General features: G+C 74.1%; 15 protein-coding genes and 1 pseudogene. 5 read left to right on the forward strand and 11 right to left on the reverse strand.

The window, feature by feature from the left end:
• Nucleotides 1–65: 65 nt before the first annotated feature.
• The 8 genes from fahA to ACI8AP_RS11060 form a co-directional block, all read right to left on the reverse strand.
• Nucleotides 66–1,280, reverse strand: a complete 1,215-nt coding sequence (fahA, locus tag ACI8AP_RS11025) for a fumarylacetoacetase (protein ID WP_456589382.1) — start codon at nucleotides 1,278–1,280, stop codon at nucleotides 66–68.
• Nucleotides 1,277–2,155: a hypothetical protein gene (locus ACI8AP_RS11030; protein ID WP_456589383.1), complete on the reverse strand. Its 879-nt coding sequence runs from the start codon at nucleotides 2,153–2,155 to the stop codon at nucleotides 1,277–1,279. The genes fahA and ACI8AP_RS11030 overlap by 4 nt, the downstream gene beginning before the upstream one ends.
• Complete coding sequence (locus ACI8AP_RS11035; RefSeq protein WP_456589384.1) at nucleotides 2,152–3,357, reverse strand: cupin domain-containing protein; 1,206 nt, start codon at nucleotides 3,355–3,357, stop codon at nucleotides 2,152–2,154. The genes ACI8AP_RS11030 and ACI8AP_RS11035 overlap by 4 nt, the downstream gene beginning before the upstream one ends.
• A gap of 18 nt (nucleotides 3,358–3,375) precedes the next feature.
• Complete coding sequence (locus tag ACI8AP_RS11040; protein WP_456589385.1) at nucleotides 3,376–4,983, reverse strand: FAD-dependent monooxygenase; 1,608 nt, start codon at nucleotides 4,981–4,983, stop codon at nucleotides 3,376–3,378.
• A gap of 26 nt (nucleotides 4,984–5,009) precedes the next feature.
• The gene (locus tag ACI8AP_RS11045; RefSeq protein WP_456589386.1) at nucleotides 5,010–5,972 is read right to left on the reverse strand and encodes an MBL fold metallo-hydrolase; all 963 of its coding nucleotides are present in this window, start codon (nucleotides 5,970–5,972) and stop codon (nucleotides 5,010–5,012) included.
• Between the two features lie 169 nt (nucleotides 5,973–6,141).
• The gene (locus ACI8AP_RS11050; protein WP_456589387.1) at nucleotides 6,142–7,632 is read right to left on the reverse strand and encodes an APC family permease; all 1,491 of its coding nucleotides are present in this window, start codon (nucleotides 7,630–7,632) and stop codon (nucleotides 6,142–6,144) included.
• 414 nt (nucleotides 7,633–8,046) lie between these two features.
• Nucleotides 8,047–8,637: a TetR/AcrR family transcriptional regulator gene (locus tag ACI8AP_RS11055; protein WP_456589388.1), complete on the reverse strand. Its 591-nt coding sequence runs from the start codon at nucleotides 8,635–8,637 to the stop codon at nucleotides 8,047–8,049.
• Nucleotides 8,638–8,684: 47 nt separating this feature from the next.
• The gene (locus tag ACI8AP_RS11060; protein WP_456589389.1) at nucleotides 8,685–10,667 is read right to left on the reverse strand and encodes a primary-amine oxidase; all 1,983 of its coding nucleotides are present in this window, start codon (nucleotides 10,665–10,667) and stop codon (nucleotides 8,685–8,687) included.
• Between the two features lie 197 nt (nucleotides 10,668–10,864).
• Between ACI8AP_RS11060 and ACI8AP_RS11065 the strand changes: the two genes are divergently transcribed.
• Together ACI8AP_RS11065 and ACI8AP_RS11070 are read left to right on the forward strand one after the other, a co-directional pair.
• Nucleotides 10,865–11,164 (forward strand): hypothetical protein, encoded by a 300-nt coding sequence (locus ACI8AP_RS11065; protein ID WP_456589390.1) that lies wholly within the window; start codon nucleotides 10,865–10,867, stop codon nucleotides 11,162–11,164.
• A gap of 10 nt (nucleotides 11,165–11,174) precedes the next feature.
• Complete coding sequence (locus ACI8AP_RS11070; RefSeq protein ID WP_456589391.1) at nucleotides 11,175–12,032, forward strand: DUF817 domain-containing protein; 858 nt, start codon at nucleotides 11,175–11,177, stop codon at nucleotides 12,030–12,032.
• A gap of 9 nt (nucleotides 12,033–12,041) precedes the next feature.
• On the opposite strand, the gene ACI8AP_RS11075 is transcribed toward ACI8AP_RS11070, so the two are convergent.
• Nucleotides 12,042–13,334: a HupE/UreJ family protein gene (locus ACI8AP_RS11075; RefSeq protein WP_456589392.1), complete on the reverse strand. Its 1,293-nt coding sequence runs from the start codon at nucleotides 13,332–13,334 to the stop codon at nucleotides 12,042–12,044.
• 171 nt (nucleotides 13,335–13,505) lie between these two features.
• Here ACI8AP_RS11075 and ACI8AP_RS11080 point away from each other — a divergent pair, with 171 nt between their 5' ends.
• Nucleotides 13,506–14,081, forward strand: a complete 576-nt coding sequence (locus tag ACI8AP_RS11080) for a hypothetical protein (protein ID WP_456589393.1) — start codon at nucleotides 13,506–13,508, stop codon at nucleotides 14,079–14,081.
• On the opposite strand, the gene ACI8AP_RS11085 is transcribed toward ACI8AP_RS11080, so the two are convergent.
• Complete coding sequence (locus tag ACI8AP_RS11085; protein WP_456589394.1) at nucleotides 14,078–15,499, reverse strand: serine hydrolase domain-containing protein; 1,422 nt, start codon at nucleotides 15,497–15,499, stop codon at nucleotides 14,078–14,080. The two genes, ACI8AP_RS11080 and ACI8AP_RS11085, sit on opposite strands and share 4 nt — an antisense overlap.
• Before the next feature lie 248 nt (nucleotides 15,500–15,747).
• Here ACI8AP_RS11085 and ACI8AP_RS11090 point away from each other — a divergent pair.
• Nucleotides 15,748–16,338, forward strand: a pseudogene (locus tag ACI8AP_RS11090) (SemiSWEET transporter); the annotation flags it as partial.
• A 45-nt stretch (nucleotides 16,339–16,383) separates the two neighbouring features.
• Here the strand turns inward: ACI8AP_RS11090 and ACI8AP_RS11095 are convergent.
• Nucleotides 16,384–17,562, reverse strand: coding sequence for a glycoside hydrolase family 26 protein (locus ACI8AP_RS11095; protein WP_456589395.1), 1,179 nt, complete (start codon nucleotides 17,560–17,562; stop codon nucleotides 16,384–16,386).
• A gap of 207 nt (nucleotides 17,563–17,769) precedes the next feature.
• On the opposite strand from ACI8AP_RS11095, the gene ACI8AP_RS11100 reads away from it, so the two are divergent.
• Entirely contained in the window at nucleotides 17,770–18,855 is a 1,086-nt protein-coding gene (locus tag ACI8AP_RS11100; RefSeq protein WP_456589396.1) for an ROK family transcriptional regulator, read from the forward strand.
• The last annotated feature ends 49 nt before the right edge of the window (nucleotides 18,856–18,904 follow it).

Genomic DNA, 18,904 nt, shown 5'->3' on the forward strand with positions numbered 1-18,904 from the left:
GTCGTCCTCCGGGGTGGGGGCTGGGGCGGTGCCGAACGGGTCGCCGGCGGTCGGGACGGTGGTGCTCACGGCGCGGGCACGGGTTCGACCCGGCCGGTGACCTCGCCGAAGGAGATCCGGCGACCGCCGGTTCCCGGCGCGGTGGCGGTGAGGGTGACGACGTCGCCGTCCTCGAGAAAGGTGCGGCTGGTGCCGTCGGGCAGCTGCACCGGCTGCTTCCCGCCCCAGGACAGCTCGATGAACGAGCCGCGCTGGTCCTCGGCCGGGCCGGACACGGTGCCCGAGGCGAACAGGTCGCCGGTGCGCAGGCTCGCGCCGTTGACCGTCATGTGCGCCAGCTGCTGGGCGGGGGTCCAGTACATGAGGCCGAACGGCGGGCAGGACACCAGCTGGCCGTTGAGCCGCACCTCGATGGCGATGTCCAGTCCCCAGTGCTCCTCGGTGGTGTCGTCCAGGTAGGGGAGCGGCCGCGGATCGCGCGGGGGCGGGGAGACCCGGGCCGCCTCCAGCGCGGCGAGGGGCACGACCCACGGCGAGACCGAGGTGAGGAAGGACTTGCCGAGGAACGGCCCCAGGGGCACGTACTCCCACGCCTGCAGGTCCCGGGCCGACCAGTCGTTGACCAGGCAGACGCCGAAGACGTGCTCCGGGAAGGCGCCCAGCGGCACCGGCCGGCCGAGCGACGAGGGGGCGCCGACGACGAACCCCACCTCCGCCTCGATGTCCAGCCGCTGCGAGGGCCCGAACGTGGGCGCCTCGTCGGTCGGGGCCTTGCGCTGCCCGCTGGGCCGCACGACCGGGGTGCCGGAGACCTGCACCGTCCCGGCGCGGCCGTGGTAGCCGATGGGCAGGTGCTTCCAGTTGGGGGTCAGCGGCGGCGAGTCCGGCCGGAACATCCGGCCGAGGTTCTCCGCGTGGTGCTGGGAGCTGTAGAAGTCGACGTAGTCGGCGACGTCGAACGGCAGGTGCAGCGTCACCTCCGCGCGCGGCAGCAGGTGCGGCTCGACGGCGCCCCGGTGCGCCGGGTCCGCGAGCAGCTCCTGCAGCCGGTCGCGCAGTGCGTTCCAGGTCTCCCGCCCCCGGCTCATGAGCGCGTTGAGCGTCGGTGCGGCGAGCGCGTCGGCGGCGGGGACGTCCAGCCGGGAGACGTCGAGGACGGAGTCGCCGATGGCGACACCGATCCGGCGGGGGCCGTCGGGCTCGGTGGAGAAGACGCCGTAGGGCAGGTTCTCCGGCCCGAAGCCCGTGCCGTCGGGGAGCTCCAACCAGGTGGCGCTCATGCCAGGGTCCGTTCCGGGGCGGCCAGCAGGCCGAGCGCCACCAGGTCCTCGACGGGCTCGGTCACGCTGCACGTGCCGAAGGAGGTGAACAGCGACCGCACCCGGTGCACCCGGTCGGCCGGCCAGGTGCGCACGGCCGAGGCGACCGTGCCCGGGTCGGTCTCGCCGAGCCAGTCCGCCGCCACGGCCGCCGGGGCCCCCGAGCTGAGCGCGGAGACGGCCAGCAGCACGTTGAGGAAGCCGTGGTGCGCGAAGCCGGTCGCCGGGGCGGTGTGCCGCACGGCGTGGTGCAGGCCGGCGGTGCACTTGAACGGCACGCTCCGCGCGATGCACGCCTGCAGGCTGTCGGCCAGCTCGGCGGAGGAGGGGAACAGCTCCGCCGACACGCCACCGGTGCGCAGCTTGGCCCGATAGCGGGTGCCGGCCAGCACGTCGAGGACGGCGTCGCGGGCGGTGGTCCGCGGCAGCTCCAGCGCCGCGGGCACCCCTTCGGGGAGGACGTCGTCCAGGGCGCGCAGCGCCTCGGCGGCGGCCGCGGCGTCGGGCGTCACCGGCACCTCGACCGCAGCCAGCGCCAGGCGCGGCTCGGCGGCGACCCGGGCGGCGGCGGCCGGGAGGTCACCGGCCGCCGCGATCAGCGAGACGTCGACGGCGGGTCCGTCGCCGACCTCGGCCACCAGCTCGTCGAGCCGGGCCGCGGGGACCACGAACGGCCCGACCAGTCCACCGAGGCGGTCGCGCAGCGCGCGGTGCTGCGGAACGGCCGCCGGCATCGGCGCGTTCCCGGGTGGGAACAGTGCGGCGTCGTCGAACAGGCCGTCGAACAGCGGCGTCGTCGCCGGTGCCGGGGCGGGCGGGTGCACCGGGGCCGTCACGCCGACGGCCCCCGTCCCGACCAGGACCACGCGTACTTGCCGTCGTCGACGGCGGTGCCGCCCTCGCCGAGGTCGAGCGGGCGGAACGTGTCGACCATGACGGCGAGCTCGTCGAAGAACTCGACACCGAGGGAGCGCTCGACGGCGCCGGGCTGCGGGCCGTGGCTGTGCCCGCCCGGGTGCAGGCTGATCGAACCCTTGCCGATGCCCGAGCCCTTGCGGGCCTCGTAGTCGCCGTCGACGTAGAACATGACCTCGTCGGAGTCGACGTTGGAGTGGTAGTAGGGCACCGGCACCGCCTCGGGGTGGTAGTCCACCTTCCGCGGCACGAAGTTGCAGATGACGAAGTTGGAACCCTCGAACACCTGGTGCACCGGCGGCGGCTGGTGCACCCGGCCGGTGATCGGCTCGAAGTCGGCGACGTTGAAGACGTAGGGGTAGAGGCAGCCGTCCCAGCCCACGACGTCGAACGGGTGCTCCGGGACGACGTGGATCGTGCCGGCGAGGCCCCCCGGGCCGGCGCCGCGGTGCTTGACGTAGACCTCGACGTCGCTGCCGTCGGCCAGCAGCGGCTCGGCGGGGCCGCGCAGGTCGCGCTCGCAGTAGGGGGCGTGCTCGAGGAACTGGCCGTAGCGGGAGAGGTAGCGCTTGGGCGGCGCGATGTGGCTGTTGGCCTCGATCGCATAGGTGCGCACCGGCTCCTCGCCGGTCGGGATCCAGCGGTGGGTGGTGGTCCGCGGGAGGACCACGTAGTCGCCCGGTCCCACGTCGAGGGAGCCGAACACCGTCTCCACCGTGGCGGTGCCGCGCTCGACGTAGACGCACTCGTCGCCGGTGGCGTTCCGGTAGTACGGCGAGGTCGCCGAGGAGACGGCGTAGGAGATCCGCACGTCGCCGTTGCCGAGGACCAGCCGGCGGCCGGTGACCGGGTCGGTGGCCTTGTGCTCCTCGCCGGGGAAGAGGTCGTGCAGCTTCAGGTGGCGGGGCACCAGGGGGGCGTTGGGGGTCAGCGTCTGGTCGGGCAGCTCCCAGGGGCGGGCGTCGACGATGGCCGACGGGACGCCGCGGTGGTAGAGCAGCGAGGAGTCGGAGGAGAAGCCCTCCTCGCCGACCAGCTCCTCGTAGTACAGGCCGCCGTCGGGACGGCGGAACCGGGTGTGCCGCTTCGGTGGGACCTGGCCCACCTGCCGGTAGAACGCCATGGGGTACTCCTTCGGGGATCAGGCGGGAACGGGAGCGGGGAGCGGGCGGGCCAGCAGCCGGGCCACCGCGGTGCCTAGGTCGGCCGGGTCGGTGAGCACGGCGGCAACGTGGGCGTCCGGGCGCAGCACCCACACCTCGCCGGGGTGTGCACCGAGGGCCTTGCGCAGCAGGCCGCCGGGGTCGAGATCGGTCATGCGGTGGACGGTCACCGGCAGGTCGCCGAGGTCGGGCAGCGCCGGCGCGTCTGCGTCGTCGCCGAGCAGGACGGTGACGCCTTCCCGGGCGAGCTGGCGGAGCCGGACCAGGTCGGGTCGGCCGGCCACCGTCACCGGGCAGTCGGGGACGAGCACCCCGGGCGCCGGGACGGGGACGTCGCCGCGCGCGGGCCGGCCGGGGAACGGGCGCGCCGGGTCAGGGGTGGTGAGCGGCGAGTCGACGTACCAGAAGGGCTCGGCCAGCCGGCCGGAGTCGACCTGCGCACGGGCCGCGGGGTCACCGGCCGCCCGCTCGAGGACGTCGAGCCGGTGGCGGGCCTCGGCCTCGTCGCGGGGCACCAGGAAACGCATCGTCGCCGTGGTGACGTCGATGTTCTCCACCGCCGCGGCGTGCCGCTCGTCGTGATAGCTCTCCAGGAGCCCCTCCGGAGCCCAGCCACGGCGGACGAAGGCGATCTTCCAGGCGGCGTTCTCGGCGTCGAGGACCCCCGAGTTCAGCCCGCGCGCGCCGAAGGGCGAGACCAGGTGCGCCGCGTCGCCGGCGACCAGCACCCGCCCGACCCGCATGCGGTCGACCACCCGGGAGTGGAAGCGGTAGACCGACTTCCACACGATCTCGTAGGGCCGGTCCCCGATGACCTGGCGGATCCGCCGGTCGAGGCCGCCCGAGGCCTCCTCGGTGGCGAGGTCGAAGTCCTGTGGCACCTGCCAGTCGATGCGGAACGTCGAGTCCGGGCAGGGGTGGATGAGGACCTGCCGGCCGGGGTTCCACTCGGGGTCGAAGTAGAACCGCCGCTCGGTCTCCCAGCCGGGCAGGTCGGTGCGGATGTCGCAGATGAGGAAGGAGTCCTCGAACGACTCCCCGGGGAAGGTGAGCCCGAGCATCGAGCGCAGGGCGTCGCCGCGCGGGCCGGGGCAGGCCACGGCGTGCGAGCCGGTGACGAGCACCTCGCCGTCCTCGGTCCGGCAGGCCACCGTCACCCCGGTGCCGTCCTGGTGCAGGCCGGTCACCCGGTGACCCCACCGGACGTCGATCAGCGGCGAGGCGGCGATGCGCTCGTCGAGCAGCGCCTCGGTCTCGCACTGCGACACGTTGACGAACGGGGGGAAGGGGGATCGGCCACGGTCGGCGAAGGTGAAGGAGAACAGCTCGGCGTCGCGGTGGAAGGTCCGGGCGGTCGTCCAGGTCACCCCCCGGCGGGCGATCTCGGCGCCGACGCCGACGGCGTCCCACACGTCGAGCACGTCACGCTGCTGGCAGATCGCCTTGCTGCCGATCGGGTCGCGCTCGGGCCGCGCGTCGAGCACGACGACGCGCAGACCCCAGCGGGCGAGCAGGAGCGCGGCGGTCTGGCCGACCGGGCCGGCGCCCAGCACCAGCACCGGCGGTCCGGGGACGGGAGTGGTCACGGGGATCTCCTCGGGGGCCGGGCCGGTCAGCCCTGGAGCTGGTCCCACACGGCGCGGTCGCGCTCGGCGGTCCAGATGACGGGGCGCTCGACACCGGAGAACTCGTCCCACAGCCGGGAGACGTCGAAGGGCAGGCAGTGCTCGAAGATCGGCCACCGGCCGTACTTGGGGGCCAGCGCCGCGTGGGTGGCCTCGAAGGCCTGCTTCAGGGTGCCGCCGGCGCGGTGGACGTCGCCCACGGTGCGCTGCATCGTGAGCAGGAAGTCGCGGGTCTGCTCGACGGCGGCGTCGACCTCGTCGCGGCCACGGGCGATCCGGCCCCGGCCGCCGACCAGCTGCCGCGCGCCGAGGGCCTTGACCCGGTCCAGGGTGCCGCCGGCCCAGTCGAAGTGGAACGCGTCGCCCGTGTAGAGGGCCGCCTGTGACTCGACCAGGTCGCCGGCGAAGAGGATCTCCTGCTTGGGCAGCCAGGCGACGATGTCGCCCTCGGTGTGGCCCCGGCCGAGGAACTCCAGGACCAGCTCGCCGCGGTCGCCGCCCAGCTCGATGGTGAGCTTGTCGCGGAAGGTCATCGTCGGCCAGGTCAGGCCGGGGATGGATTCCGGCTCCTCGAACAACCGCGGCATGCGGCCGTACTCGCTCTCCCAGTCCTGCTGGCCGCGCTCCTCGATCAGCCGCTTGGTCTGCTCGGAGCTGACGATCACCTCGGCGTCGAAGGCGCTGGCGCCCAGCACGCGCACCGCGTGGTAGTGGCTGAGCACCAGGTACCGGACCGGCTTGTCGGTGTGCTCCCGCAGCTTGGCCAGCCACCGCCGGGCGGCCACCGGCGTGGCCAGGGCCTCGAAGCAGACGAGGAAGTCCTCACCCTCGATGGCGCCGAGGTTCGGATCGCCCTCGGCGGTCAGCGCGTACACGCCGTCGGCGAGCACCTCGAGGGTCTGCTCCTTGACGCCCAGGTCGGCGGAGGAGGCGAAGGGCTTGGCTGCCATGGGATCTCCAGATCACGGGCGTTCGATAAACGAATAAGCTGTTCTTCTACTGACGGAGACGCTACGCCCGAGTGGCGTGCGACACAAGGCGTGACGCGGCCGGAAAGCGGCGCGCAGCGACGCCCGGATCCGGGGGAGGGGCCGGGCGTCGCTGCGCGGGCGCGGCTGCTCAGCCGACGGGGGTGTGGTCCGTCGTGGGGTCTGCTGCGGCCGTGGCCGCCCAGGAGGGACGGCGGTAGACGTCCAGCGCGACGCCCAGGAGCAGGGCCACGGGGACCGAGAGGATCAGCGGCACCGCGGTCGCCATCGAGCCATCGATGAGCAGGGTGAAGTTGCTGAGCACCAGCCAGGTCAGGCCGGCCACGAGCACGATCGCGAGCGAGGGGGCGATCAGCGTCTGCCACGGTCGCGTGTCCAGCCGGGTGCGCCGGAAGAAGACCACCACCGAGACCGAGGTCATCAGGTAGAGCGCCAGCAGGGCGAGGACCCCGACGCCGCTGAACCAGGCGAACAGCGTGAGCACCGGGTCCTTGTCCAGCACGGCGAACGGCAGCACCAGGGCCAGCGCGACCAGCGTCTGCACGGCGCTGGCCACGAAGGGCGCCCCCTGGCGGGTGGTCCGGGCGACCACCGGCGGCAGCGTGCCGGTCTGGCCGAGCGAGTGCACGTAGCGGGTGAAGGCGTTGTGGAACGCGAGGATGCCGGCCAGCAACGACGTCGCGAGCAGCACGCCGCCCACCTCGCCGACCCACGGGCCCAGGGCGTCCTCGATGGCGGCGAACAGCAGGACGGTGCCGTCGCCGGACTCCAGGGCGGCGCCGGCCGCGGGCACGACCTGGTCGGCCCCGTAGTAGCTGACGACCATCCAGGAGACGAAGGCGAAGAAGAGGGAGATGACGCCGACGGCGAGGTAGGTCGCCCGCGGGACCGTGCGCTGCGCGTCGCGGGCCTCGGTCGAGTAGATGGCGGTCGACTCGAAGCCGAACATCGACGCGATGCCGAAGGTCAGGGCGATGCCCGGCGCGCCGGCGAGGAGCGCGGACGGGGAGAAGCTGGCCCCGGGGTTCAGACCCTGCGGTCCGCCGCCGGCGAGCAGGGTGGCCAGCGCGAAGGCGAGCAGGATGGCCAGCTCCGCGGCCACGATCACCCCGAGGAAGCGGGCGCCGAGCTCGACGTTGAGCGAGCCGAGCAGCTGGACCACCGCCATCGTGACGACGGCGCACAGCCACCACGGCGGGCCGAAGCCCAGGTAGGTGTCGGCCAGCGAGGAGACGATCGCGCCGTAGAGCCCGTACATGCAGGCCTGCACGGTGCTGTAGGCCCACAGCGCCACCAGGGCGGAACCCGTGCCCAGGCGCCGGCCGAGACCGCGGCTGATGTAGGCGTAGAACGCGCCCCCGTCCGTCACGTGGCGGCTCATGGCGATGAAGCCGACGGCGAAGACGGCGATGATCGCACCGACGACCAGGTAGGCAGCCGGCGCGCCTGCGCCGTTGCCCAGCCCGATGGCCAGCGGCAGCGCGCCGCCCATGCCGGTCAGGGGCGCCTGTGCGGACAGGACGAAGAACAGGATGCCGACGACGCCGATGGCGCCGCGCTTGAGCTGCCGGTTGCCGGTCCGCTCGCGGCTGGTCGCGGCGGTCTCCGTGGGTAGGACCATGATCGCTCCGAAGGAAGGTGGGTGCCGGCGGCCGTGCCCCGGGGGGCGTGGCGCCGGGATCGAGGCGTCACCCCGGGCGGGGCGACGGCAGGCATGGGTCAGGCCCGTCCGGGGGGACGGCTCGGACCCGGGGCCCGGGGGGTGCCGGCCGGGGGGACCGGTCGGCGGGTCGGTCCGGGGGTGGTCCGCCGAGCGGCGTGCGGCGGCCGGGTGCGGGCGCCACCTGCCGGTCGGGACACGCGCCGCCGTCGGGAGGGATCCGCCTCCGGAAGGCAGTGCGGGGGAGCGCCGCGTCGAGGGGGTGCGGGGCGGCCGTCCGGTGCGCGGCGGTGGTCGCTGCGCGCCCGGTGCCCGGCTAGCGGGTGGTGCGACGCGCCGCGTGGCGGCCGGGAGGCCGCGGGAGGAGGTGCTCGGTCAGCGAGCGAGCGCGGCCAGGGTGGCGTCGAGCATCGCCAGCTGGAGCTCGGGCGTCGTCGGCGCGTCGGGCAGCAGCGCGAGGACCTGGAGGCCGAGCGCGAGGGCGAGCAGCTGCTCCACCACGACGTCGTCGGCCGTGTCGACGACGACGTCACCGTCGGCACGCGCCTGGGCGACGAGGCCCGCGAGGTCATGCCGCCACCGCCGCATGGCCTCGTCGTTGAGCCGGGCGAGTCGCTCGTCGGTGACCGTCCGGCTCCAGAAAGGGAGCACGATCCGCGCCTCGAGCCGGGTGAGCTCGGTGGCGGGGAGGACCTCCACCAGGAACGCCCGCAGCGCGGCCAGCCCGCGCTTGCCCGCGACGGCCGCCCGGATGCGCTCGTTCGTCCGGTCGAAGACGAAGACGTAGGCCGCCTCGACGAGCTCGTCCTTGCTGGCGAAGTACGGCGCCAGGGCACCGTTGGCGTAACCGGCCGCGCGGGCGATCTCCCGCATGGTGGCCGCATCCGCCCCGCGCGAGGCCATCAGCCGCCAGGTCACCTCGAGGATCTCCTGACGTCGCTGCTCGCGGTCCACCAGCTTCGGCACGGGGCTCCCGTTCGTCGTCGGAGACCCCAGTGTCCCCGTCGGCGACCTCACCCATGGCAGCAGCCGTCTGCCGCGGCACCGCCCGCAGTGCCGTTCGCCGACCCCGCCGGCCGCGACCGGCAGTGCGCGCTGGCGTTCGGCGGGACGTCGAGCGTGGGGTTCCGGTCGAAGAACCCGACCGGCTTGAGCGTGAAGCCGGTGTAGTCGACCGGCATCACCGGCCAGTCTTCGGGCCGCGGGACGTGGGTCAGGCCGAAGGTGTGCCAGACGACGAGGTCGGTCGCCTCCAGCTCGCGGTCGGCCGCGACGTATGCCGGCAGCCCGGCGCCGCCCTTGTGCTGGTTGACGAAGTCGCCGGCGGCGTAGCGCTCCGCGGGGTCGTAGCGGGTGACCCACAGGTGCTTGGTGGCGAAGGTCGCCCGCCGGTGGATGGAGCTGCCGGGGTCGGCCAGCAGCGCCGGCCGGCCCTCGGGCAGCAGCGCGTAGGCGACGGGCTCGCCCACCCGGTTGCGGCTGTCCGGGTTGGTGATGTGCCAGATGCGGCCCACGCCCTGGTCGGCCATCCGCTGGGCCTCGGACTCCCGGTGCAGCGTCGTCCGGCGCTGCGCGAAGGCGTTGCCGCGGGGGTTGTCCGGACCCATCGGGACGCGGACGAACTCCAGCTCCTCGACGGTGTTCGTCGGGCCGTCGACCATCATGTCCAGCCGCGCGCTGAACAGGTGCTGGTGGAACGGCGCACCCAGCCCGGGGGCGAGCTGCGAGGCGTACGGGTAACCGGCGCCCGGGTAGGCCGAGGTGAACACGACCCCGGTGGCCTTGACCTCGAAGCCGATCGTGCCGTCGAGGTACAGGTACCAGTAGAAGCCGTAGTCGTAGTTGCCGATGGTGGTGAAGAAGCTGATCACCATGCGGCGCTGCCGGCGGGTCTCGGCGGAGCCGGCCCACAGGTCGGTGTGCTTCCAGAGGACGCCGAAGTCCTCTTCGTGCATGCAGATCGCGTTGCGCAGCACCTGCGGGTTGCCGCGCTCGTCGGCGATGACGGCGTCCATGTAGGTGATGTCGCCGAGGCAGTCGCAGCCGAGCTCGAGGGCGTTGGCGTAGCGGCCGACGAGGTACTCGCCGGTGTCGAAGTAGTTCTGCCAGGAGCGGATCGGGGAGGGGTCGGCGTAGGGCACGACCATCTCGGCGATGGACGCGCGGTGGATGATCGGCCGCAGCCGGCCGGCGTCGAGGAAGCCGATCTGGTGCAGGGTGAGCCCCTCGCGGGCGTCGAACCCGACCCGCAGCTGCCAGCCCTCCCAGGTGAGCAGGTTGCCGTCGAGGGTGAAGCTCGGGCCCTCGGGCTGCGTGATCTCGATGGGCTTCAGGGTGGTCCGCATCGGCCCGGTGACCGCCGGGTCGTCGAAGTTCCCCGACTCCTCGGGGATGGGCACCGGACCGAGGTCGATCACCTGGTCGACAGTCTTGTTCATGACGTCGACGTAGCCGACGAGGCCGTCGATCGGGTGCGCCCACGGGTGGTCGGCGGGGTGGTCCTGCCGGAAGGCGAGACCGCGGAGGATGCGGCGCCCTTCCTCCTCGGGGTACTCGAAGACCCCGGCGGACAGCGGAGCGACGCGCACGTCGGCGACGTCCAGCCCGCGGGCGGCCAGCGCGGCCAGCCAGCGCTCGTCGGACGCGAGCACCTCCTCGACGAGGGCGAACTCCTCGTCGAGCACCGGCAGCTGACCGTCGACCGTCGTGTCCAGCATCCGGTCCGAGACGATCTCCCGGCGGGTGACCGAGACGACGACGTCGCGGGCAGCCGGGCGCTCGACGTCGTGCAGCAGGATGCGGAGCCTGCGGTCCGTACCCGCTCCCTCGGCGTAGAGGGCGCTCTTCTCCGGCTCCTCCAGGCCCACGTAGACGAAGCGGGTGGACTCGGCCACCAGGCCGGCCTGCGCCAGGACCTCCCGGGCTGCGGTGACCTCCGCGGCGGTCAGCTGGGCGAGCGGGTGCGTCGTGGCAGGGGGGGCCGAGGTTGCCGTCATGGGGTCTCCCAGTTTTGGTTCTACGGGTGTAGAAACACTGCGTGACGTACGTTACAGCCGTGCGACCGGCATGTGAAGAGGGTGTTCGCTTTGCGGGCAACACTCGGGCCTGGTGGCGGGCGCTGCGGGTCACGACGGCCGCCGTGATGGGTGCCTGCGCCGTGCTGCACCTGATCGCGGCAGCGGGTTCTCCGCCCGTGTCGGACGCCCACCTGGTGCTGATGCTGGGAATGGCCGCCGTCTGCCTTCCGTGCGCGACCCACCTCGTCCTCGCTCCGTCGGCCCGGACATGGCTGCACGCCGGGGTGCTGTCGGCCGGCATGCTGCTGGCGCACTGGCTGCTGGCCGGCCTCGTCGGCGACGCCGGGCACCAGCACCCCGTCTCGGGGTGGTGGGCGGTCGCGCACGTGGGCGTCGTGCTGGGGCCCGTGCTGACGTTGTGCCTGGCCCTCGCCGGGGCGGCGGTGCAGCGCCGGGTCGCGGGCGTCGTTCACTAGCCTTCCGCGGGTGAGGCAGCTGCTCCGGTTCGGCTGGGTCCAGGCGCAGTGCTGCCTGTTCGCGGTGCTGTTCTTCCTCGGGCTGGGGTTGGTCCGGCTGGTGCCGCTGCCGATCGACCCCGCGGACGCGCTCCTGATCTGGTCGCTCGGCGTCACGCTGGTGCTCTGGCTCGTGCGCTGGGAGACCGGCCGGGAGGTCGCCGTCATCTTCGGGTTCCACCTCGTGGGCCTGGCGCTGGAGCTCTACAAGGTGCGCCAGGGGTCGTGGTCCTACCCCGACACCGGCGTGGCGACGATCGGCGGGGTGCCGCTCTACAGCGGCTTCATGTACGCCGCCGTCGGCAGCTACATCTGCCAGGCCTGGCGCCGGTTCGAGCTGCGGATCACCAACTACCGGGCCCGCACGACGGCGGCCGTGGCTGCCCTCGTCTACCTCAACTTCTTCACCTCGCACGCGATCTGGGACGTGCGGTTGCCGCTGGCCGTGGCCCTGCTCGCCGCCACGTGGCGCACGTGGGTGCACTTCACCGTCGGCCGGCGCCGCTACGCCATGCCGCTGGCGCTCTCGTTCGTCCTCATCGGCTTCTTCCTCTGGGTCGCCGAGAACGCGGCCACCCTCCTGCGGGCCTGGCAGTACCCGTCGCAGGAGTCGGTCTGGACCCTGGTCCACGCCGCCAAGCTGGGGTCGTGGTCGCTGCTGGTCGTGGTCAGCATCGTCCTGGTCGCGGCGGTCAAGGCCTACGAGGGGCGGCTGTACGGAACCGGCCGCGACCTGACCGTGCACCGCGCCTACGACGCCCCGCCCGAGCTGCTGCCCGGCCGGGCGGCGCGCCCCGCCGCGACCGTGGCCAGCGGCGCGGCTCCCTGACGGATCGCGTCACGCCCGCGGGGCAGGCGAGCCGGCGGTCACCGGCACCTCGGCTGCGGCGCGCGGAGCGGGGGAGCGGTGGTCGGCCAGCCAGCAGCCCCCGGCCACCGCGGCCAGCCCGGCGACCACCCACCACGGGTGGGCGATGACGGCCTCCTCGGCCCCGGAGAGCGGGTTGGTGAGGACGCCGAGGCGGTCGAGCGCCCAGCCGGCCGCCGCGGTCAGCGCGACGGCGGCGCCGGCGATCCGGAGCCCGCCGTAGAACCGGGTGCGCGAGGCGAGGTGGAGGGAGGGGAACAGCAGGGCCACGGTGAGCAGCTGCGCCAGCTCCACACCCACGTTGAACGCCAGCAGGGCGAGCACCGAGGTCGAGCCCTCCAGGCCCAGGTCGGTGAGGATGCCCGCGAAGGCCAGGCCGTGCACGAGGCCGAAGAGCCCGGCGATGACGGTCTCGCCGTGACGGGCCAGCGGGCGCATCGCGTGGACCGCGGCAACACCCACCGACACCGCGATCAGCACCTCCACCGGTGTGCTCGGCAGCGACACCCAGCCCAGGGCCGACGCGACGAGCGTGAGCGAGTGCCCGACGGTGAAGGCGGTGACGACACCCACGACCCGGCGAACGGTGGGCAGCAGGCCGTCCGCCCGCCGCCACCGGCCCCCTCCCGCGACCAGGGGGGCGACCAGTAGCAGGGTGATCAGGAACAGCAGGTGGTCGGCGCCCTCGAGCACGTGGTGCAGGCCGTAGCCCACCATGTCGGCCAGCCCGGTCGCGGCCGTCTGCCCGACCTGCAGTGTGCCGTCGGTGGCGTCGAGCACCCCCGCGGTGGAGACCTCGCCGGCGGCGTCGGTCAGGACGACGACGGCCTCGTGGGTGCTGTCGGTCTCGATGACGGCGTCGTAGGCCAGCGTGAAGCTCGACGGATCGGCCGCCCCGGGGTCGAGGGCGACGTCCACGCTGATCGAGTCGATGCCCTCGACCGTCTCCCGAACCGGCTCGGCGTAGGTCTCGGACCACTCGGTGCCGTCGGTGCCGGTCACGGCCAGGTGCTCGTCGAGGTAGGTGAGCACGTCGGCGTAGGAGCCGGCGTCGGTCGCGGCCGCGTGGTCGGCGCCCAGCGCGTCGTCGAGGGTCTCCAGCGCGATGCTGATCGTGGCGTCCGCCCGGTCCTCCCCGACCCGCACGGACAGCGTGCTGCTGTCCAGGCTGTGCGCGGAGGCGGTCGAGGGCAGCAGGAGCACGGAGCCGCCGGTGAGGGCGGCGGCCGCGGCGAGGGTGCGGCGGCGGAGGGGGCGGGCCATGACCCAGAGGCTCGGAGACGAAGCTGGGAACTGCCCCGGAACCGGCTGGGAGACGTCGCGGAACGTAACGGGACCCTCTCCCAGCGCATTCCCAGCGGACGTCCAGGGGTGGTCGAGTTCCGCCGTCGAACCTGGTACACGACCGGCTCCCCGACCCGAGAGAAGTCCACGATGAAGCTCCGCAGGACGATCGCCACCCTCCTCCTCGCCACCGTCGTCCCGATCGCCGCCGCGTGCGGCAGCACCGGCACCGCGACCAGCTCGGAGACCAGCACCTCCGTCGCGGCCGAGGAAGCCGCCGGCAGTGGCTTCGCCGGCGGCGGCCCCGGCGGCGGTGGTGGCCCGGGCGGTGTCGACGTCGACTCCGTGACGACGGAGGCCGAGCTCATCGCGCTGGTCCAGGAGGCCTACGGCGACGGGAGCCTCGACCTGCACCGCGGTCACCAGCCCGTGCAGGACGTGCTCGACGAGGTGCTGGCGATCAGCCACGACGAGCTGCACGTGCGGATGGAGGAGCAGGAGCAGAACCTGGCCGCCGTCGCCGAGGACATCGGCGTCGACCCGCAGGAGTTGATCGACGCGCTCGTGGAGTCGTGGAGCCCGGCCGTCGACGACGTCCTGGCCGCCGGTGAGATCACCGAGGCCGAGGCCGAGCAGTACCGCGAGGCGCTGGAGGAGGCCTTCACCTTCCGCGTGACCTGGGACGGCGAGGAGGCGATGCCGACGTTCTCCGGGCTCAGCGCCTAGGGGCCCGACGCCGGGCCGGTCATGGCGGCGCGACGGCGGCGGAACTCCTCGACCGGCCGGTTCGTCACCCCGCCGAGCCGCAGCGACACCACCCGGCCGTCGGCGTCCCGCTCCAGCGGGACGAGCTCACCGGCCGCGCCGAAACCCGGCTGCGCGGCGACCCGCAGGGTGTCGGCGTCGACGATCTCCAGCTCCTCGACCCCCGGCAGGGGGTCGGCGGACGTCGGCCGGACGAGCACCAGCCGGCCCCCGAGCTCGGCGACGTCGAGCACTCCCCAGAGGCCGGCGAACCGGCCGGTGAACGACGACGGCGGCGGGGCGCCGGGCGGCGGTGCGGGCACCGTCGCCCGCGGGCGCAGTGCGACGTCCACCAGCTTCACCAGCCCGGTCGCCAGCTCCTCGGCCGGTCCGTCGATCGCGTTCGTCAGCACGCTGACCACCAGCCCGTCGGCCGGGTCGACGAAGGTCACGGTGATCTGCCCGGGGAAGCCGCCGCTGTGCCCGACGAGGCGCCGCTCGCCCACAGTGGTCAGCACCATCCCGACGCCGTACCGGCCCACCTCGGTCCCGTAGGCGGTGACCACCGACTCCAGGCGCTGCATCAGCCGCTTCGAGTCGTCGGTCAGCAGTCGCTCGTCGCCGAGCACGTGCGCCGCCCCGAAGAGGGCGAGGTCCTCGGCCGTCGAGTAGAACCCGGTCGCCGCCGCCATGGCGCCTGTGCCGGCGGGGCCGAGGGGCTCGCGGACGTCCTCACCCAGGAGCAGCCCGGTGTGCCCGCTGACGTACTCGCCGGTCCGCGCCGCGTCGAGGTCGGTCCCGGTCCGGGTCAGGCCGAGCGGCTCCACGATCCGGGTGCGGACGGCGTCGGCGTAGGAGGTCCCGGTGACGGCCTCGATCGCCAGGCCCACGAGCGCGTACCCGATGTTGGAGTACTTGAAGTGCTCGTTGCGCCGGTGCACCGGGCCGGCCCGCAACGCCGCGCCGATCACCCCTGCCCGGTCCGGGAAGGGCTGCTCCAGCTGCCAGAAGTCGGCGTCGGCGCCGTCCCGCGTGATCCCGGCCTGGTGCCCGAGCAACTCGCGGACGGTCGCCCGGGCGACCGGCGAGCCGGCTGCCGCCAGCTCCGGCACGTGCGTGCCGATCGGGTCGTCGAGCCGCAGTCGCCCGGCTTCGACCAGCTGCAGCACGAGGGTCGCGGTGAACGTCTTGGAGTGGGAGGCGATGCGGAACAGGTGTGCCGGGGTCAGCGGTGCGCCGGTGGAGACGTCGGCGACCCCGACCGCTGCCGACAGCACCAGTTCGCCGCCGTGGCGGACGGCCGCCTGCACACCGGGCACCCGCCGGTGCCGCGCCTGGGCGTCCAGCCACGACCGCAGGTAACCGGCGGCGGCGCGGACGGTCTCGGTCGGCGTCGTCACGGCCGCCCAGCCTAGGGAGCCGGAACCCGTCGCGCGGCGCGGGAGGACGACGGCGGGGCGACGAGGGTCACAGAAGGCAACCGGCCGGTCACGGTCGGGTCACGAATGCATAACGCCGATGATGTCTCCGGCCACCTCCCGCCCCCGCCGATGCCGCTCACCGACGAGCGCCCCCGAGCCGGGTCCCGCGCAGCTCCTCGCCGGTGGCCACCTTCTCGCACCGACTCCGAACGGATTCCCGCTCCACCATGTCCGCCGCTCTCGGCATCCTCGCGGCCACCCTCAGCATCGCCGTCGTCTGGCCCCAGGTCTGGCTCTCCTGCCGGCACCGTCGCACCCTCGGCCTCTCACCCACCAGCGCCTGGCTCGCCGTCGCGCTCAACCTCTGCTGGCTGTCGTTCGGCCTGCTCACCGGCGACCGCGTGCAGATCCTGTCCAACGCCGTCGTCGGCGCCGGCAATACCGCGGTCCTCGCGGCGCTGCTGGTCACCCAGCCGCGGCTGCGGGCGGGGCGGGCGCTGGCGCGCACCGCGTCCGGCGCCGCCGTCCTCGCCGCCCTGGCCGGCGGGGGGCTGGCCGGCACCGTGCTGCTCGGCGCCGATCCGGCGGCGGCCACGGCGCTGCTCGGCGGGGTCGCCTCCGCGGTGGGCGCGGCGGCCGCGCTGCCCCAGCCGCTCAGCCTCCTGCGCGACCGCACCCAGGACCTCTCCGGCCTCTCGCCCGCGCGGTGGTGGCTCGGCTCCGGGGCGTGCGCCTCGTGGGCCGGCTACGGCTGGTGCCTCGACCAGCCCATGGTGTGGCTCTCGGCCGGCGTCGGGCTGTGCTGCGCCCTCGTCGTGTGCGGGATGCTGCGCGCCCGGCGGGCGGTGCTGCCGGCTGCCGGATCAGCCGCCGCAGCGGGGGACGTCGGTGGCATCCAGGGCCCAGCCGGGGATGTCGGCCAGGAATGCCTCGCGGACCCGCGGCGAGCCGGTCGCCCGCCAGTCCACCCGACCGCCGACCTCCGGCTCGTCCTTGGCCCACTCGAACCAGTTCACCATCGCCAGCCGGGGCAGCTGCTCGACCAGCTGCGGATCGAACAGCTGCTGCCACCAGGCCTGCTTGACGGCCAGCTCGTCGGCGCCGCCGCCGCCCGGGGCGAAGAAGGCCGCCGTCTCGGGCACGGCCACCGGCTTCCCGTACCGCTCGCCGTAGTCGGCGTGGAAGTCCGGTAGCCCCCGGTCGTCGCCGCCCCGGCCGACGTAGGTGCCGGTCAGCTGGGCGAGGAACTTGCCCGGCTCGGGCACCTCGTTCTCGCCCCACGGGTGGGCGTCGCCCCAGTGGTAGAGCGACATCCCCACCCAGTCCACGGCGTCCTCGCCCGGCCAGTACGGGGCGTAGGGGTCGTCGGCCGCCGACAGCACGCCGTCGCCGTCGGTGTCCAGCGCCGCGACGTCATCGGGCGTGGCGGCGTGGGCGCCCCCGGTGAACGGGTAGCCGCCGCCGTAGTTGGGCGCCCACATGACCGCCGACCCCGGAGCCCCGGCGTGGACGGCGGCGGCGAGCCGCCGGAACGCCTCGACGTAGGCCGCCGGCTGTTGCCCCCAGGCATACCAGGAGCCGTTCATCTCGTGGGCGAACCGGACCACGACGGGCACCCCGCGGCCGTTGTAGCCGGCCAGCCGCTCGGCCAGGTCCGCGGTCACGCCGTCGGTGACCGCCGCCAGCCCGTCGTGCGGCTCGAGGGTGAGCAGCAGCAGGCCGCCGCCGTCCCGCACCTGCTCGACGGCGGCGTCGAGGTTGCGCTCGTCGGCGGCGGAGAAGGGGAAGCCGGTGAACGAGACGGCGACGGCGGGGCGCGAGCCGAGGGCGGTGCCGTGCTCGGCCAGCGTCGCGGCACCCCAGTCGAGGTTCACCCCCAGGTAGACCCCGTCCCCGGCGCCCGGCCGGGTCAGCTCCGCGGCCGGGCACGCCACCCCGGTCGCCGCCTCGGTGCTCCCGTCGGCGGTGGCGCAGGCCGAGGTGCCGAGCAGGGCGCTGACGGTCAGGGCGGTCAGGGCCAGGGCGGGCGGTCGTCGTCGCACCCGTTCTCCATCGGGCGGAGCGCGGCGGGGCTGTAGTGATCGGCGCAGGTCACGGTCCGGTCACGGCGGCGCCAGCCCTTGACAGAGGAATGTAAGGACGGTGTCCTAACAAATGTGAGTGTGATGCGGGACACGACGCGCCAGGGGCGCCTGCGACGGGCGACCGCGAAGGTCCTTCCGGAACACGCGCGTGCGCACAACCGCTCCATGGTGCTGCAGCACCTGTTCCACGCCGGGCCCGGCTCACGGGCCGACCTGGCGCGGGCCACCGGGCTGACCCGGGTCACCATCTCCGACCTCGTCGCCTCCCTGATGGCCGAGGGCCTGGTGGCCGAGCTCGGCGCCCGGGCGGAGGGGCGCCCGGGCAAGCCCGGCACGCTGCTGGGGGTCCGCACCGACGCGTTCCAGATCGTCGCCGTCGACCTGGCCGACGACGAGCGGATGCACGGCGCGGTGCTCGACCTCTCCGGCGCACTGCTGCAGCGCCGCACGACCCGGGTCGAGGGGCGGACCGGGGCGGCGGCCGTGGCGGCGCTGACCTCGCTGTGCCGCGACCTCGTGGTGGTCGCCACCCGCCCCGTGCTCGGGGTCGGCGTCGGCTCGCCGGGCGTCATCGACCCCTCCGGCCGGGTGCTGCAGGCGCCCAACCGCGAGTGGTACGACCTGCCGCTGGCTGATCGGCTCGGCGCCGACCTCGGTGTCCCCGTGCACGTCGCCAACGACGCCAACACCGCGGCCCTCGGCGAGTTCACCTACGGCGGCGCCTCCGGCGGCGGGCTGCTGGTGCTGACCGTCGGGGGCGGTGTCGGGGCCGGGATCGTGCTCGACGGCGGCCTGGTGCAGGGCCACGAGCACGCGGCGGGGGAGATCGGCCACGTCACCGCCGTCGACGAGCGCGACGACATCGACGGCGCTCCGCTCGGTCGCCCGCTCCCGTGCGCGTGCGGGCGCCGCGGCTGCCTGGAGACGGTGCTCTCGGTACCGGCGCTGCGCCGGCGGATCGAGGGCCTGGACGCCCCGGGCGCGGCGGTGGCCCTCGGCGCCGTGGGGCGGCGCCTGGGCATCGTCCTGGCCCCGGTGGTCAGCGCGCTCAACCTCTCCGAGGTGGTGCTCAGCGGACCCCGTGAACTCCTCGACGGCCCGTTGCGCGAAGCGGCGCTCGCCACCCTCCACGAACGCACCATGCCCGTCGTCAGCAGCTCCCTGCAGCTGCGGATGACCTCGCTCGGCGAGGACGGGGCCCTGTCCGGGGCCGCGGTCCTCGTGCTGTCCGGCCAGCTCGGGGTCACGTGACGACCCCGAGCCGGCCAGTTGCAAGTCGGAGGACCACACCCCTGTGGCG

This window comes from Blastococcus sp. SYSU DS1021 (assembly GCF_054050995.1).